Origin of the sequence: Nonomuraea solani, from assembly GCF_900108335.1 — a bacterium.
Taxonomy (GTDB): Bacteria; Actinomycetota; Actinomycetes; order Streptosporangiales; family Streptosporangiaceae; genus Nonomuraea; species Nonomuraea solani.
Genome location: NZ_FNVT01000012.1, coordinates 157662 through 173275, shown reverse-complemented (window position 1 = coordinate 173275; position 15614 = coordinate 157662). Strand labels below are relative to the sequence as shown.

Below are 15614 nucleotides of genomic sequence, written 5' to 3'. Positions count from 1 at the left end.
GCGACGGTCCCGCCAATAGGTCTATGCCAATTGGCTTTCATGCCGCTTCGTCGTTAATGATGACTGGGCCCTGAGAGAGTGGAGGAGTCGCAGTCGTGTCCGTATCCGTGGAAGTAACCGCACCGACCACCAATCGCGAATTGGCCGCGTGGGTGAACGAGATCGCAGCCCTGACCCAGCCGGACCGCGTCGAGTGGTGCGACGGGTCGGAGGAGGAGTGGACGCGTCTCACCAACCTCCTCGTCGAGCACGGCACGCTCACGCGCCTGGCCGCCCGGCCCAACAGCTTCTACGCCAAGTCCGACCCCACGGACGTGGCCCGCGTCGAAGACCGCACGTTCATCTGCTCGGAGCGCGAAGAGGACGCGGGCCCCACGAACAACTGGATCGCGCCGCAGGAGATGCGCCAGACGTTCGGCGAGCTGTTCAAGGGCTGTATGCGCGGCCGGACCATGTACGTCGTCCCGTTCTGCATGGGCCCGCTGGGTGGCGAGATCTCGCAGCTCGGCGTCGAGATCACCGACTCCCCGTACGTCGCCGTCTCCATGCGCGTCATGACCCGCATGGGCGACCGGGCGCTGCGCCTCATCGAGGAGCGCGGCGGCTTCGTCAAGGCGGTCCACTCGGTCGGCGCGCCGCTCGAGCCCGGCCAGGCCGACACGCCGTGGCCGTGCAGCTCGACCAAGTACATCAGCCACTTCCCCGAGACCCGCGAGATCTGGTCCTACGGCTCCGGCTACGGCGGCAACGCGCTGCTCGGCAAGAAGTGCTACGCCCTGCGCATCGCCAGCACCATGGCCCGCGACGAGGGCTGGATGGCCGAGCACATGCTCATCCTCAAGCTCACGCCGCCCACCGGCGAGACCCGCTACGTCGCCGCCGCCTTCCCCAGCGCCTGCGGGAAGACCAACCTCGCCATGCTCCAGCCCACGATCCCCGGCTGGAAGGTCGAGACGATCGGCGACGACATCGCCTGGATGCGGTTCGGCGACGACGGCCGCCTCTACGCGATCAACCCCGAGGCCGGCTTCTTCGGCGTGGCCCCCGGCACCGGCCAGGTGACCAACGCCAACGCGATCAAGACCCTCTGGGGCAACAGCATCTTCACCAACGTCGCGCTCACCGATGACGGCGACGTCTGGTGGGAGGGCCTGACCGACGAACCGCCGGCGCACCTGACCGACTGGAAGGGCCGCTCCTGGACGCCTGACAGCGACGAGCCGGCCGCCCACCCGAACGCCCGCTTCACCACCCCGGCCGCCCAGTGCCCGACCATCGCACCGGAATGGCAGGACCCCAAGGGCGTGCCCATCTCGGCGATCCTGTTCGGTGGCCGCAGGGCCACCGCCGTCCCGCTGGTGACGGAATCGCTGAGCTGGGAGCACGGCGTCTTCCTCGGAGCCAACGTCGCCTCCGAGAAGACCGCCGCCGCCGAGGGCAAGGTCGGCGAGCTGCGCCACGACCCGTTCGCGATGCTGCCGTTCTGCGGCTACAACATGGGCGACTACTTCGGCCACTGGCTGGAGATCGGCCGCCGCAAGGGCGCCCGGCTGCCCCGGATCTACTACGTCAACTGGTTCCGCAAGAACGCCGACGGCAAGTTCATCTGGCCCGGCTTCGGCGAGAACAGCCGCGTGCTCAAGTGGATCGTGGCCCGGCTCAACGGCGAGGCCGAGGCCGTGTCCACCCCGATCGGCCTGCTGCCGACCGGCCTCGACACCGACGGCCTGGACCTGTCGGAGGAGGACCTGCGCACGCTCCTCACGGTCGACAAGGAGGTGTGGCGCGAGGAGGCCGCGCTGATCCCGGCCCACTTCGACAAGTTCGGCTCGCACCTGCCCAAGGAGCTGTGGGACGAGTACAACGCCCTCCTCGACCGCCTCGGCTAACCCGGTATTCCTCTCCGCCGCACTCCTTTCGACAGACAGGGAGGCGGAGAGGCCGGTTCGCCAGCACGGGGCCGGCGGGAGAGCCTCTTGTGCGGTACGGCCGCGCCGCCCTTGACTGGGCGGACTGCCGTACCGCAAGGGATCAACACGGCGCTGACCGTCCTCGCGACGGCCGGCGCCGGCCGCGGAATGGCCGGGAAGGAGCCGTTCTTCCTCGGTGCCCTGCTGTTCTCCGGCTTCGCCGTGATCACCGGGTTCGTGGCGATTCACCGGCATCGGCGGCGGCTGCGCAGCGTCATCACCCGCGACGGGCGCGAGGTCCTGAAGGCTGCCCGGGACCATCACCCCAGGGGCGCGCAGGACCAGAGCTCGCTGGCGTTCGCGGTCGCGCTGTACGGGCTGCGGGACGCCCCCGACCGTACCCTCTGCGGCTGCGGCTCCACTTAGCCAAAAGACCTAAACAGGCCGGGAATTGTCACCATCGCGGTGGAACCCCCGCGCCGCCGCCATCCGTCTCCTCAATACCCAGCCCAGGAGGGCTGCACGAGGGGAGGTCGAATGGACCTGATCGTGTTGATCGTCTCGGCGATCCTGGCGGTGCCCACCGTCACCGCCATCGTCGCCATCAGGCGCGAGGAGCGCTCCATCCGCGCGGCCGCCACGGACGGCCGGGCCCGCGACCTCGGCCACTACGAGCTCGCCTACCTGGCGGACGGCTCGCGGCGGGTGGCGAACACCGCCATCGCGCTGCTCGCGCAATCGGGGGACCTGCGCGTGTCACGGGGTGGCCGCGTGCACCAGGTACGGTCGGGCGTCGTCTCCCGCGACCCCGTCGAGGAGGCGGTGCTGGGCATCGTCGCACTCCGCTCGGGACTGCCCGCCGTCGCGCTCACAATCGACACCGACCGGAGCCTGGCCATGGACGCGCTCCGCGCCCGGCTCACCGACATGGGCATGATCCTGCCCGGCGACGTCTTCGCCCTCACGGGCCGGATCAGCCGGCGACTGTGGGGGCTGTCGCTGGTCGCGCTCGCGGGGCTGGTGATTTCGGCGGCCACCGCTCTCACCGGGGGGACGCTGGCGCTTGTGGCGCTGCCGATCTACGGCGGCACCATGGTGTGCGCCTGGCTGGCCATCGTGCGGCAGCGGCGCGCCAGGCGCGACACCGTCACCCCGGCGGGCAAGGAGTCGCTCTACGCGGCCATGCGGGAGCACCCCCAAGGCGGCGAAGGGCCGATGCCGATCGCGTTGTACGGTCTGGGAGAGGTGCGCGACGCCGACCTGAAGGTCGAGCTCATCACCGGCGACCGGCGCCGCGTCACGAGGGGGAGCAGCGCGGGCTACACCCACGGCGGCGTGGCCGGCTGCGGAGCCTGGGCCGACTCGGGGTCGTCGAGCTGCGGCGGCGGCGGAGGCTGCGGCGGCGGCTGCGGCGGGGGCAGCTAACAGGTGAGTCCGGGGAGGGTGACGTGGTGAAACTGGGAGTGGGCATCGGCTGGCGGTCGGAGCTGGACCTGACGATCGAGCGCATGCCCGGCGTCGACTTCCTCGAAGTGGTCGCCGAGAACATCCGGCCCGCCCACCTCCCGGAATCGTTACGCCTGCTGCGCGCCAATGGCCTGCCGGTGATCCCGCACGGGGTGTCGCTCGGGATCGGCGGCGCCGAGCCTCCGTCCCCGGACAGGCTGGCCCACCTGGCGGCGTGCGCGCAGGAGCTGGACGCGCCCCTGGTCAGCGAGCACCTGGCGTTTGTCAGGGGCGGCGGCATCGAGGCCGGGCACCTGCTGCCCGTCCCGCGCACGCGCGAGTCCCTGCGGGTCATCACCGAGAACGTGCGCCGCGCCCAGGACGCGCTGCCCGTTCCGCTGGCCCTGGAGAACGTCGCCGCCATCTTCGGCTGGCCGGGAGACGAGCTGACCGAGGCCGAGTTCCTGGCCGAACTGGTGGCGGCCACCGGGGTCGGGTTGCTGATCGACGTGGCCAACCTCTACACCAACCAGGTCAACCTGGGCCTGCCGGCGGTGGCGGCGCTCGACGCGCTTCCGCTGGAGCATCTCGCGTACGTGCACGTCGCCGGCGGCTACGAGCACCACGGCGTCTGGCACGACACCCACACCACCGCAGCCCCGCAGCCGGTGCTCGACCTGCTCACCGAGGTGTGCGCCCGGGCCACCCCGCCGGGCGTGCTGCTGGAGTGGGACGACGAATACCCCAGCGACGCCGTCCTGCAGACGGAGCTGTCCCGGATCAGGACCGCGATGCGATGACCACCGACCGGGAGCGGAAGCGGCTGGCCGAGGTCCAGGGGCAGGTCGTGGCGGCGCTGGTGGCGGGCGGGGAGGTGCCCGCGGGGTTCGATCCCGAGCGCATGCGGGTCCAGGCGTCGAGCCTGATCGCCAAGCGGCGCGCCATCGTGGCCAGGATCCGCCCGGACGCGGCCGCCGCCGCGGGCGCCGACCTGAACGCGGAGTTCGCCGCCTACGCGCGCTCGCGTCCCACCCCGCCGCCCGGCTACCGGGCCGACGCCGACGACTTCGCCGCCTGGCTGCGCGACCGCGGCCGCATGCCCGATCCGCCTCCCCCAGAGCGGCGCTGGTGGTCGCGGTGGCGCGCTCCAAGCTGATCCCAGCAAGCGCTTGGGGCATCGTCAACAAGGAGCCTGGTGGTCATAGTGCGGGTTTAGGGGGGATACGGCCGGAAACGGGGAGGGAATGGGAGGACTACGCTGTGTCGATGGTTCCGTTCTGACCGTCACGCCGGTCGCGTGCACGGACAGCGTCGGCACGCCGTACGAGATCACGCTCGAACTGCATCGCGACGGCACCCCGTACGGCAGCGTGGGCGAACGCTGCGGCTGGTTGCTGGCCCGGCTGGCGCGCGGCGTCGACGAGGCTCGCGAGGGCACAGGAGCGGCCCGGCGGTGGGCCGATCCCGACGACAGATTCCCTGGCGAGGACCCGGACGGCGAGCTGTTCGCGTTCCGCTACCGCACGCGGCAGGGGCTGGCGGGCGGCGAGCTGAGTTGCCAGCTCAGGACCATCCCGCTGTGGCAGCCGAAGAGCGGTGAGTGGCGGCTGACCAGAAGGGCCTACGTGGAGGCGTGGGGCACCACGGGTGTGGGCATGCGGGCCGTCCTGACGTCGGCGGAGCTGTCGATGTTCGTGCGTGAGCTGGTAAATGAGGCGGAAGGGTGTCTAGAAGGTAGAGATCTGGCCAGGAATCAAGGTAAGGGAGCAGGCACGGGCGAATCGCGGTGATAATTGCCTGTTAGGTCAATCGACCAAGGGCACAGCACCGCTGGGGAGGCACTCCGTGGGCCTGCGCGATCTGGTCTACCGGTTGTACGAGCACCGGCTGGAGACCAAGCTGTCGAAGGACGGCGTGCCCCGGCATGTCGGGGTCATCATTGACGGCAACCGCCGCTGGGCGCGCGCCATGGGCATGCGTGACGTGGCATCGGGCCACCGCAAGGGCGCGGACAAGATCTCCGAGCTGCTCGGCTGGTGCCGCGAGAGCGGCGTCGAGGTCGTCACCGTGTGGATGTTGTCCAACGACAACCTCAACCGGCCGAGGGAAGAGCTGGAGCCGCTCCTGCGCATCATCGAGGACGTGACGCAGGAGCTGGTGGCCGAGGGCTGGCGGATCAGCCCCGTCGGCGCGCTCGATCTGCTACCCGATCGCACGGCTAATGTCCTAAAAAATGCAAAAGAAGCGTCATCACACCGTCCAGGCCTGATTGTGAACGTTGCAGTTGGGTATGGAGGAAGACGTGAGATTGCCGATGCGGTGCGCTCACTGCTCCAGGAGCACGCGAGCAAGGGAGCGAGCATCGAGGACCTCGTCGAGGTGCTCGATGTCGAGCACATCGCGGAGCATCTCTACACTCGCGGCCAGCCCGACCCGGACCTCCTCATCCGGACCTCGGGCGAGCAGCGCTTGTCCGGCTTCATGCTCTGGCAGAGCGCTCACTCTGAGTTCTACTTCCACGAGGCATACTGGCCTGACTTCCGCAGGGTCGACTTCCTGCGTGCGCTGCGTGACTACGCTGCGAGAAACCGGCGTTACGGTTCCTGACGCGACATTCGGGTATCCAGGACGTAACGTTGGAAGTGTTCGGTCACAGGCCGGACATTTCGGAGAGGGCCCGCCTTTGCGCCAAAAGTTGCCGAGGGGGCCGGACTCCGGCGCCGACGGCTTCTCGCGGTCGGGGACGCGGGTCCGGTCCGATTCCCACCTCGTCTGCAGGGTGCCCGCACCAAGGGGCGCCCGGGGGAGAACGTGTGGCAGTGTCCTCGAGCAACCCTACTCACCAGTCGGCCAAGCGCACGTACGTGCTCGACACGTCTGTCCTGCTGGCCGACCCGGCGGCAATGACTCGCTTCGCCGAGCACGACGTGGTCCTTCCGATCGTGGTCATCACGGAACTGGAAGGTAAGCGGCACCATCCCGAGCTCGGCTACTTCGCGAGGAAGGCCCTGCGCTACCTCGACGATCTGCGGATCCAGTACGGCAGGCTGGACGAGGCCATGCCGACGGGGGATGGCACCATCAGGGTTGAGCTCAATCACAGCGATCCGTCCATCCTGCCCGTCGGGTTCCGCCTGGGCGACAACGACACGCGCATCCTGACCGTGGCCCGCTCGCTGGCCAGCGAGGGCTGCGACGTCGTGCTGGTGTCCAAGGACCTGCCGATGAGGGTCAAGGCGGCCTCCATCGGCCTGGTGGCCGAGGAATACCGGGCCGAGCTCGTGTCCGAGTCGGGCTGGACGGGGATGGCCGAGGTCCAGGTGACCACCGAAGACGTCGAGACGCTCTTCGACCAGGGCACCGCCGACCTCGCCGAGGCCAGAGAGCTGCCGGCGCACACCGGCCTTCGGCTGCTGTCGGCCAAGGGCTCGGCGCTGGGACGGGTGCAGCCGGACAAGTCCGTACGGCTCGTCCGCGGCGACCGCGAGATCTTCGGGCTGCACGGCCGCTCCGCCGAGCAGCGCATCGCCCTCGACCTGCTGATGGACCCGGAGATCGGCATCGTCTCGCTCGGCGGCCGGGCCGGCACCGGCAAGTCGGCGCTGGCGCTCTGCGCGGGCCTGGAGGCCGTCCTGGAGCGCCGCCAGCACCGCAAGGTCATCGTCTTCCGTCCCCTCTACGCCGTGGGCGGCCAGGAACTCGGCTACCTGCCGGGCTCCGAGGGCGAGAAGATGGGGCCGTGGGCGCAGGCGGTCTACGACACGCTGGGCGCGATCACTTCGCCCGAGGTGATCGAGGAAGTGCTCGACAGGGGCATGCTGGAGGTGCTCCCGCTGACGCACATCCGGGGCCGGTCCCTGCACGACGCGTTCGTGATCGTGGACGAGGCACAGTCGCTCGAACGCGGCGTCCTGCTGACCGTGCTGAGCCGGATCGGCGCCAACTCGCGGGTCGTGCTCACCCATGACATTGCCCAGCGCGACAACCTGCGCGTCGGCCGGCACGACGGTGTGGTGGCCGTGGTGGAGAAGCTGAAGGGACACCCCCTGTTCGCCCACGTCACACTCACCAGGTCCGAGCGGTCGCCGATCGCCGCGCTGGTGACGGAGATGCTCGAGGACATCACCATGTGACCTATTTGAGCTCCCCGCACGTGAACCGTCCCTCCGACTTGGAGGGGCGGTTCCTGTTCTCCCTGACGATCCTGACCAGCTCGAACGCCGCGTCCTGCTGCGCGGTGCAGACGATCTGGGCCTTGCCGAGCTGGGTCAGCGTGCCCTCACCGCCGACGTAGACGGTCAGCGTGGACGTACGCGGGAGCTGGATCTCGTCCCGCTGGATGGGGTTGATCGAGTTCTTGATCCGCAGGTACGTGAACCCGCGCAGCGCCGTGTCCCGGTCGCCGAGCGGCTGGGAGGAGGCCGCGAAGAGCGCCCCGAGCAGGCTGGCCACGGTGTCGTTCTCGACGTCGGCCGGTTCCAGGGTGAGCTGGCCGTTCTTGATCAGGTAGATCGTCTTGGACGGCGGCGGGATCTTGATGGTGGGGGCGCCGCCCCTGTCCTGGACGTCGGTGGGGGAGATGCCGCAGGCCGTGAGGGCCAGCAGCATGGCGATCGTCAGCAAGGCTTTCATGCGTGCGGGAGCCAGACCGTGAAGAGGGTTCCGGGGTTCTGGAGACGTACGGAGATCGTGCCGCCGTGCAAATGGACGTTGGCCCTGGCGATGGCCAGGCCGAGGCCGCTGCCCTGGCTGCGCGCCCGGCCCGCGCCGGCCTTGAAGAACCGGTCGAACACGTGCGGCAGCGCCTCGCGCGGGATGCCCTGGCCGTGGTCGCGCACCTTGACCTCCAGACCGTTCTCGGTGCCGCGCGCGCTCACCACGACGGGAGGCATGCCGTGCTTGAGCGCGTTGCCGACCAGGTTGGCCACGATGACGTCGAACCTGCTGGGGTCCAGGTTGACGGCCAGGCCCTGGGGGGCCTTGACGGTCACCTGGTCGCTCCAGCCGCGTACCTCCAGGCAGTCCTGGATGGCGTCGGCCACGTTGACGGGTTCGAGGAGGAGCGTGGCGGTGCCCGCGTCGAAGCGGCTGACCTCGATGAGGTGCTCGACCAGCTCACGCAGCCGCTCGATCTCCCTGAGCACCAGCCGGACGGCCTCCGCGGGCGCCTCCGGCAGCCGGCTCGCCTCGTCCGACAGCATGTCGGCCACGGCCGTCATCGCGGTCAGCGGGGTGCGCAGCTCGTGGGAGACGTCCGCCACGAAGCGGCGCGACATGGCCTCCAGCGAGCGCAGCTCGGCCACGCTCAGCTCCAGCGCCGCGGCCGCGTCGTTGAACCTGGCGGTGAGCCCGGCCAGCTCGTCCTGGCCGTGGACGGGCAGGCGCGTGTCGAGCCGGCCCTGGCCGAGCGCCTGCGCCGCCGCGCTCAGCCGCCTGACCGGCAGCAGCACCTGACGGGCCGACAGCAGCGCCACGACCAGGGCGAGCAGCACGATGACCACGCCCGCCTGGGTGAGCGTGGTCCTGAGCGTGGCGAGCTGGCTCTCGTCGTCGTGCATCGGGAAGAACACGAACGCCTGCAGCCCCGTGGCCTCGGGCCGGCCGGCGTTGCTCCGATAGACCTCGGCCCCGACGATGAGCCAGAGCTCCCCGCGGATGATCTTGCGTTGGGTGACGATGCTCTGCTTGGCGCGCCCGTGCAGCTCGTTGGGCACGTCGCTCATCGACATGGGGCCCTCGGAGGAGATCAGGCTGCGATATTCGACCAGCACGCTGCGTCCCGGCCCGCTGAGCGCGCTGGTCAGGCGGTCGAGCTCCTTGATCGTCGGCGCGGCCTCGCCCGGTCTGAGCTTGCCGACGGGGAAGGTGATGCTGCCGAGCTCCCTGGTCACCAGGTCGAGCGCGGTGGTCTCGGCCCGGGTGACGAGCGCGGTCTTGGCCAGCTCGAAGCCGATCGTGGCCACCAGCAGCGAGGCGGCGACGGCGACGAGGGTGAACGTGATGACCAGGCGGGCGCGCAGCCCGGTGGGCAGCGGGATCACGGGGGACTGAACCGGTAGCCGAAGCCGCGTACCGTGTGGATGAAGACCGGCTCGGCGGGCTTCGGCTCGATCTTGGCGCGGATCCGCTGCACGCAGGCGTCCACCAGCCGGGAGTCGGCGATGTGCGTGTGGTCCCAGACCGCCCGCAGCAGATAGCGGCGGTTGAGCACCTGGCCGGGATGCCTGACCAGCTCCAGCAGCAGCCGCAGCTCGGTCGGGGTCAGGTGGATCTCCTTGCCGGCCAGCGTGACCTTGAGCGCGCCCCGGTCGATCACGAGGTCGCCGAAGGTGATGCGGTCGGAGGAGGCGGACTCGGCCCTGCGCAGGACCGCGCGGATGCGGGCGTCCAGGACCCGGGGCTCGACGGGCTTGACCACGTAGTCGTCGGCGCCGGCCTCCAGCCCCACCACCACGTCCAGGTCGTCGCCGCGGGCCGTGAGCAGGATGACGGGGAGCTGGTCGAGCTTGCGCACGCGGCGGCACACCTCGACCCCGTCGATCCCGGGGAGCATGACGTCGAGAATGGCGATCTCGGGGCGGCGGGCCCTGATGTGGTCGAGAGCCTCCTCGCCCGTCGCGTAGGACGTGACGGAATGCCCCTGTCTCGTCAGCGCAAGCTCTAGAGCCATGCGGACCGAGGGGTCGTCTTCAACAAGGAGGATGCCAGCCACGCGCACATTATTATTCCATGTCTGGATTACCCGGGTTGTGTCACCAAACTGTGACATGTCGTGCATGGGATCCCGAAGAAGGCGGGAGAGTCTGAAAGCGGCTTCCCTTCGGCTGCGGGTGCCCGAAGGGGAGCCATCCGTAGTGTGACGAATATCACAATATTTCGTAAACGACGAGCTAATCTGCTGGTTGGCCAAATTTACGCCAAGCGATTACCGCGTTTCGGTTGCGAACCACCCCCCAGTACAGGGCAAGCTCATGGATCGTGAGCCCCGGTCAGAGATTGAGTGAGCGCCCCCCGAAGGAAGACCTTCCGCCGGCGCGCCGGCGTTCGCGCATCACCCCCAAGCGCGTCATCATCACGACCCTGTCCTTGGTGATCGTCGTCGGCGGCGGTGGCTTCGTCGCCTACCGCGCCGTCGAGAACGCCAACAGGCCGCCCCAGGAGGGCTTCTCGCCCGAGGAACTGGGCAAGATCGCCAGTGGTGACCTCTACGCGCCCGATCCCAAGACCGACGCGCTCAAGGCCGCCGCCGAGCAGGCCTACCGAGCCGCCAAGCTCAAGAAGGAGCGCACGGGAGCCGCGGGCAAGGACCTCGACTGGGTCGTGCCCAAGAAGGCCCCCGGCGGCAACGGGTTCCCGGCCGCGAACTTCCCGCCCGGCAGTAGCCCCTCGCCGGGCAGCAACAAGGCCATCGCCAAGGCCATGCTCGCCGGCCATGGGTTCGGCGCCGACCAGTGGGGCTGTCTGGAGTCGCTCTGGCAGAAGGAGAGCGGCTGGAACGAGCGGGCCATGAACCGCTACTCCGGCGCGTACGGCATCCCGCAGTCCCTGCCCGGCACCAAGATGGCCAGTGCGGGCGCCGACTGGCAGACCAACGCCGCCACCCAGATCAAGTGGGGCCTGGGCTACATCAAGGGCCGCTACGGCACCCCTTGTGCGGCGTGGGGCCACTCACAGTCCGTGGGTTGGTACTAACAGGTCAACTTTCCTTCTCCAATCGGCAAGCCGTCGCGCCCGATCCTGTATACGGGCGCACGCTGGCCGCATGGGTGTGAAGGTCAGTGTGATCGTCAATGTCCACAATCCGGGTGGCACCGCCGACGCGTGCATTCGCTCCGCGCTGGAGCAGACCATGCCCGCGGACGAGTACGAGGTGATCTTCGTGGACGACGGGTCCACGGACGGGATCGCCGACCGCCTGGACACCATCGCCACGGTGCGCTCGAACGTGCGCACCCTGCGCCTGCCGCACACGGGCTCGCCCATGCGCGGCCGCAACGTCGGCCTGGCCGCGGCCGCCGGCGAGTACGTCTACTTCCTCGACCAGGTCGACCGACTCGAACGTGACGCCGTCGCGCGCATGTACGAACGCGCGGTCGAGACCGACGCCGACGTGCTGGTCGGCCGCCTGGTACGCGACCACGGCCCGCCCACGGCCGCCTTCTCGCGCGCCACGGCCCGCGCCGACATCCTGCGCGACCGCCTGCTCACCCTGCTCGTCCCGCAGCAGCTCTACCGCCGCGCCTTCCTGGAGGAGCACGAGCTGGGCTTCTCGGTGCCCGGCGGCCGGATGGGCGAGCAGGCGTTCGTGCTGCGGGCGTATCTGCAGGCCAAGGTCATCGCCGTGCTGGCCGAGCACGTCTGCTGCCACCTCGGGGACCGCCCGCGCGTCGAGGAGGCGCCCCGGGTCATCGTCAAGGAGCTGCACAGCCTGCTCGACGACATCGACACCTACGTGGGCGAGGGCCGCCAGCGCGACCGCATGTACGCCTACTGGCTCCGTTACGCCGCCCTGCGCCCGCTGCTGACCAGCAGGTTCGCCGACTCCTCCGTCGATCGGGGCATGCACTTCCGCGTCGTCCAGGACCTCATGGCCCGGCGTTTCCCCGAGCGGCTCGACCGCTACCTGCCCGTCCAGCTCCGCACGGTGGCCGCGTACGTGCGCATGGGACGCCTGGACCAGATCGTGCTCCTGTCGAACTCCTCCAGGCGCGCCGGCCTGCGCGCCGACCTCACCGAGGTGCGCTGGGACGCCCACGTCCTGGTGCTCGGCGTGACCGCGGAGATCATGGCCGGGGACGGCACGCCCGACAGGTACCGCACGGACGGCGACCGCGTGCACTGGATCCCGCCGCGCTCACTGGAGACCAAACGCCTGCCCGACGACGTCACCGACATCTCGGACGCCGTCGATCGCGCCAGGATCGAGGTCTATCTGCGGCACGCCGAGACGGGCCTCATCCACTTCCTGCCGCTGGCCCAGCGGGTGGAGCGGATCGAAGACGGGCGCCGCCGCATCCGCGTCCAGATCAAGGGCGAGACCAGGATCGACGTGACCGAGGCCGCGCTCGGCCGGCCGCTGCGGCCGGGCCAGTGGGAGGTGCACGTCCGCATGTTCAGTGGCGCCAACCAGGCCAGGAGCCGGATCAGCCGCCCCGAGGGCCCGCTCAACTGCCTGGGCGTGCTGGCCCAGCGGCCCAGGATGCGGCTGGTTCTGCCGTGCTGGAGCGACAACGGCGAGCTGGGCCTGGCCGTCGAGCCGCGCTCGTTCTCCGAGTCGATCGCGCTGGTGTCGCCGGGCGTGGTGGTCAAGCAGCTCGACAGGCACCTGTACGTGGTGCTGCCGGTGCCGTACGTGCCGCCGAGCGGCGGGCCGCCGCTGGAGCTGGTGCTGCGCAGCACCGGGCGGCGGGCCCGTGAGGTGTGCGCGCCCGCGCTGGTCGAGGCCGGGGTGCCGGGACGGATCGCCGGCCAGCTCGTGGCCAAGGTGCCGGTCAAGCGCCTGATGCCGGGCGCCGAGCACCTCGGGCCGGGCGGCTGGCTGTCCTCGCTGCGCTCACCCGACGAGGAGATCGGGCTGAGGTTCGCGCTGGAGATGCGCAGGGGCAAGGTCGAGGTACGCCAGGCCGCCGCCGTCGACCCGGAGCGGCCCTCGCCCATGGGCCGGGACACCGCCCTGCACCGGCTCGGCCGGCGGCTGCCCGGCGCGCGGCACATCGTGCGCCTGGCGCGCGCGGGCAGGCATCGCTACCTCAAGGACTGACCCGGCCTTCCAGCTCCTCGAAGGCACTCCTGAAGACCGGGAGGAGGGGTTTGAGCCGGTCCGGGTAGAGGTCCACCAGGCCGTCCAGGTGGTCGCCGCCCTCGACCCGGTGGTAGCGGAACGGCCATCTTCGCGTAGACGTGCTCGGCGCCCGGCACCGTGAGGTGCGGTACGGGCGTCAGTAAGCTCGCGACCAGCGTCAGGCCTCCCCGAGGTGCTCGGCCAGCAGGCGGCGGAACTCCTCCGGCCGTTCCAGGTGCGGGCTGTGGCCGCAGTCGTCCAGCACGACCTCCCGGTACGCGCCGTAGCGCGCCAGCACCGCCCTCGTCTGCGTCACCATCGGCTGGGCCGGCGTACCGGGGGAGCCGGGCACGACGCCGAGCGCCCCCAGGTGGGCCAGGTCGAACAGGGACGTGTCGGAGACGATCACGTCGTCGGCGCCCCTGATCCACAGGATGGGCGGCCTGGGGCCGATCTCGTGCAGGTCGTCGAGGCGGAAGTGGGTGGGGGCGATGGCGTTGAGCACACCCGTCTTGCCCGGGGCCACGCCCGGCCAGGAGCCGGAGGTGGCGGCGTCGCCCGGGTAATGAGCCTCGCCCACGCGGGTGGTGAGCATCGAGCGGAGGTAGAAGTCCTCGTCGGGGATCGGGTGCTTGACGTAGGCGGAGCGGAGGACGTTGCGTGGTGACGTGGGGGATTCTTCCGACATGTCGCCCGCCTGTAACCGGGCCACGAAGTCCGGGTTGGCCGCTCCGGCGCCCGCGCCCGCGCCGTCGGGGTGCGTGAGCCGGCCGTCGGGGCCCTCGGTGCCGCCGAAGCCGTACGGGGAGATCGGGTTGACCAGCGTGACGCTCCTGACGGCGGCCGGGCGGTCGCGCAGGACCTGCAGCACGACGCCGCCGCCCAGGCTCCAGCCGACCAGGTGGACACCCTCCAGATCCAGGGCCTCGACCAGCTCGATCAGGTCGTCGGAGTAGTCGCGCAGGCCCCGGGTGGCGTCCACGGGCGCGGGGTCGCTCTCGCCGAACCCGCGCAGGTCCGCGGCCAGCGGCCGGTAACCCGCGGGCAGCGCCGCCAGGCTGTCGCGCCAGAAGGCGCTGGAGGAGACGTTGCCGTGCACGAACAGCACGGGCTCGCCGGTGGTCCTGCCCTCGGCCGTCAGGACGTGCTGGGTGAGGCGCGGCGTGGTGATCTTCATCGCGCGTGGATCCTCTCGGCCAGGTCACGGCCCTGGGTCTCGCGTGCGGCGTAGACCGCGACCAGGGTGAGCACCGCCGCCAGGCCAAGGTAGATCGAGATGGGCACGCTGCTCGCATACTCCCTCAGCAGGGCCACCGCGATGATCGGGGCCAGCGCGCCGGCCACGATGGCGGAGAGCTGCGCGCCGATGGAGACGCCGGTGTAGCGCATCCTGGTGCCGAACAGCTCGGAGAAGAAGGCGGCCTGGGGGCCGTACATCATGCCGTGGAAGAGCAGGCCGACGGTGACGGCCGCGGTGATCGCCAGGAAGTTGCCCGTGTCCACGAGCGGGAAGAACGCGAAGATCCACACTCCGATGCCGGCGGCGCCCGCCAGGTAGATCGGGCGGCGGCCGACGCGGTCGGACAGCGCGCCCCACATCGGGATCGTGGCGAAGTGGATGGCCGACGCGATCAGCACCGCGGTCAGGACGGTGGAGTTGTCGATCTTGTTCTGCTTGGCGTACGTGATGACGAAGACGGTCAGCAGGTAGAAGGAGATGTTCTCGGCCAGGCGCGCGCCGATCGCGATGACCACGTCCTTCGAGTGGTGCCGCAGCACCCCGACGATCGGGGCGCGCTCCTCTTGGGGCGCCTGCTGGAACACCGGCGACTCGCTGATCGACAGCCGGATCCAGAGCCCGATCAGCACGAGCACGCCCGACAGCAGGAACGGCACCCGCCAGCCCCACGCCAGGAACGCCTCGTCCGACTGCCAGGCGGCCAGCGCCGCCAGCACGCCGGTGGCCAGCAGGTTCCCTCCGGGGGCGCCCGCCTGCGGCCAGGAGGCCCAGAAGCCGCGGCGGGCGTTGTCGCCGTGCTCGGAAACGATCAGCACCGCGCCGCCCCACTCGCCGCCGAGCGCGAAGCCCTGCACGAGCCGCAGCGTCGTCAGCAGCAGCGCGGCGGCCGGGCCCAGCGTCTCGTACGTCGGCAGGCAGCCGATCAGGAACGTCGCCGCGCCCATCAGCAGCAGGCTGATGACCAGCAGCGACTTGCGGCCGATCCGGTCGCCGAAGTGGCCGAAGACCAGGCCGCCGAGCGGGCGGGCGACGAATCCGACGGCGTAGGTGAGGAACGACAGCAGCGTGCCGGTCAGCGGGTCGGAGTCGGGGAAGAAGAGGGTGTTGAAGACGAGGGCGGCTGCCGAGCCGTACAGGAAGAAGTCGTACCACTCGATGGTGGTGCCGATCAGGCTCGCGGCGACGATCTTCTTGATGGAAGTGGCCATGCCGGTCACGCTAAGGAGTGACCGGCGTC

Annotated in this window: 15 protein-coding genes; 10 read left to right on the top strand and 5 right to left on the bottom strand. The window is 70.2% G+C overall.

Annotated features, from left to right (window positions below; translation table 11 throughout):
- Window positions 1-95: 95 nt before the first annotated feature.
- From C4V41_RS35895 to C4V41_RS35860, 8 genes are all read left to right on the top strand, one after another.
- The gene (locus C4V41_RS35895; RefSeq protein WP_103960432.1) at window positions 96-1889 is read left to right on the top strand and encodes a phosphoenolpyruvate carboxykinase (GTP); all 1794 of its coding nucleotides are present in this window, start codon (window positions 96-98) and stop codon (window positions 1887-1889) included.
- A gap of 111 nt (window positions 1890-2000) precedes the next feature.
- Complete coding sequence (locus C4V41_RS35890; protein ID WP_146103915.1) at window positions 2001-2336, top strand: hypothetical protein; 336 nt, start codon at window positions 2001-2003, stop codon at window positions 2334-2336.
- 111 nt (window positions 2337-2447) lie between these two features.
- Window positions 2448-3335: a TIGR04222 domain-containing membrane protein gene (locus C4V41_RS35885; RefSeq protein WP_103960430.1), complete on the top strand. Its 888-nt coding sequence runs from the start codon at window positions 2448-2450 to the stop codon at window positions 3333-3335.
- Between the two features lie 23 nt (window positions 3336-3358).
- Window positions 3359-4156 carry a DUF692 domain-containing protein gene (locus tag C4V41_RS35880; RefSeq protein WP_200824449.1) on the top strand — a complete coding sequence of 266 codons (798 nt, stop codon included), beginning with the start codon at window positions 3359-3361 and terminating at the stop codon, window positions 4154-4156.
- Entirely contained in the window at window positions 4153-4512 is a 360-nt protein-coding gene (locus tag C4V41_RS35875; RefSeq protein WP_103960429.1) for a hypothetical protein, read from the top strand. Before C4V41_RS35880 ends, C4V41_RS35875 begins: the two co-directional genes overlap by 4 nt.
- 88 nt (window positions 4513-4600) lie before the next feature.
- The gene (locus tag C4V41_RS35870; RefSeq protein ID WP_103960428.1) at window positions 4601-5146 is read left to right on the top strand and encodes a hypothetical protein; all 546 of its coding nucleotides are present in this window, start codon (window positions 4601-4603) and stop codon (window positions 5144-5146) included.
- 55 nt (window positions 5147-5201) lie between these two features.
- Window positions 5202-5963: an isoprenyl transferase gene (locus C4V41_RS35865; protein WP_103960427.1), complete on the top strand. Its 762-nt coding sequence runs from the start codon at window positions 5202-5204 to the stop codon at window positions 5961-5963.
- A 206-nt stretch (window positions 5964-6169) separates the two neighbouring features.
- Window positions 6170-7489 carry a PhoH family protein gene (locus C4V41_RS35860; RefSeq protein ID WP_268808728.1) on the top strand — a complete coding sequence of 440 codons (1320 nt, stop codon included), beginning with the start codon at window positions 6170-6172 and terminating at the stop codon, window positions 7487-7489.
- 1 nt (window position 7490) lies between these two features.
- On the opposite strand, the gene C4V41_RS35855 is transcribed toward C4V41_RS35860, so the two are convergent.
- From C4V41_RS35855 to C4V41_RS35845, 3 genes are read right to left on the bottom strand one after another with little or no spacing between them, the layout of a single operon-like run.
- Entirely contained in the window at window positions 7491-7988 is a 498-nt protein-coding gene (locus C4V41_RS35855) for a hypothetical protein (RefSeq protein WP_146103914.1), read from the bottom strand.
- On the bottom strand, window positions 7985-9397 hold the full coding sequence (locus C4V41_RS35850) for a sensor histidine kinase (protein WP_103960425.1): 1413 nt from the start codon (window positions 9395-9397) through the stop codon (window positions 7985-7987). The genes C4V41_RS35855 and C4V41_RS35850 overlap by 4 nt, the downstream gene beginning before the upstream one ends.
- Window positions 9394-10068 carry a response regulator transcription factor gene (locus tag C4V41_RS35845; protein WP_103960599.1) on the bottom strand — a complete coding sequence of 225 codons (675 nt, stop codon included), beginning with the start codon at window positions 10066-10068 and terminating at the stop codon, window positions 9394-9396. Before C4V41_RS35845 ends, C4V41_RS35850 begins: the two co-directional genes overlap by 4 nt.
- A 284-nt stretch (window positions 10069-10352) precedes the next feature.
- Here C4V41_RS35845 and C4V41_RS35840 point away from each other — a divergent pair, with 284 nt between their 5' ends.
- Complete coding sequence (locus C4V41_RS35840) at window positions 10353-11048, top strand: aggregation-promoting factor C-terminal-like domain-containing protein (protein WP_235030580.1); 696 nt, start codon at window positions 10353-10355, stop codon at window positions 11046-11048.
- 70 nt (window positions 11049-11118) lie between these two features.
- Window positions 11119-13116 carry a glycosyltransferase family 2 protein gene (locus C4V41_RS35835; RefSeq protein ID WP_103960424.1) on the top strand — a complete coding sequence of 666 codons (1998 nt, stop codon included), beginning with the start codon at window positions 11119-11121 and terminating at the stop codon, window positions 13114-13116.
- A 199-nt stretch (window positions 13117-13315) separates the two neighbouring features.
- Here C4V41_RS35835 and C4V41_RS35830 read toward each other — a convergent pair whose 3' ends face one another.
- Both C4V41_RS35830 and C4V41_RS35825 read right to left on the bottom strand, forming a co-directional pair.
- The gene (locus tag C4V41_RS35830; protein WP_103960423.1) at window positions 13316-14314 is read right to left on the bottom strand and encodes an alpha/beta fold hydrolase; all 999 of its coding nucleotides are present in this window, start codon (window positions 14312-14314) and stop codon (window positions 13316-13318) included.
- Window positions 14311-15585, bottom strand: coding sequence for an MFS transporter (locus tag C4V41_RS35825; protein ID WP_103960422.1), 1275 nt, complete (start codon window positions 15583-15585; stop codon window positions 14311-14313). Before C4V41_RS35825 ends, C4V41_RS35830 begins: the two co-directional genes overlap by 4 nt.
- Between the last annotated feature and the right edge of the window lie 29 nt (window positions 15586-15614).

Coding starts and splice junctions, on each gene's coding strand:
- C4V41_RS35875 (WP_103960429.1), top strand. CDS start 4,153: ATGACCACCGACCGGGAGCGGAAGCGGCTGGCCGAGGTCCAGGGGCAG.
- C4V41_RS35885 (WP_103960430.1), top strand. CDS start 2,448: ATGGACCTGATCGTGTTGATCGTCTCGGCGATCCTGGCGGTGCCCACC.
- C4V41_RS35830 (WP_103960423.1), bottom strand. CDS start 14,314: ATGAAGATCACCACGCCGCGCCTCACCCAGCACGTCCTGACGGCCGAG.
- C4V41_RS35825 (WP_103960422.1), bottom strand. CDS start 15,585: ATGGCCACTTCCATCAAGAAGATCGTCGCCGCGAGCCTGATCGGCACC.
- C4V41_RS35835 (WP_103960424.1), top strand. CDS start 11,119: ATGGGTGTGAAGGTCAGTGTGATCGTCAATGTCCACAATCCGGGTGGC.
- C4V41_RS35870 (WP_103960428.1), top strand. CDS start 4,601: ATGGGAGGACTACGCTGTGTCGATGGTTCCGTTCTGACCGTCACGCCG.
- C4V41_RS35855 (WP_146103914.1), bottom strand. CDS start 7,988: ATGAAAGCCTTGCTGACGATCGCCATGCTGCTGGCCCTCACGGCCTGC.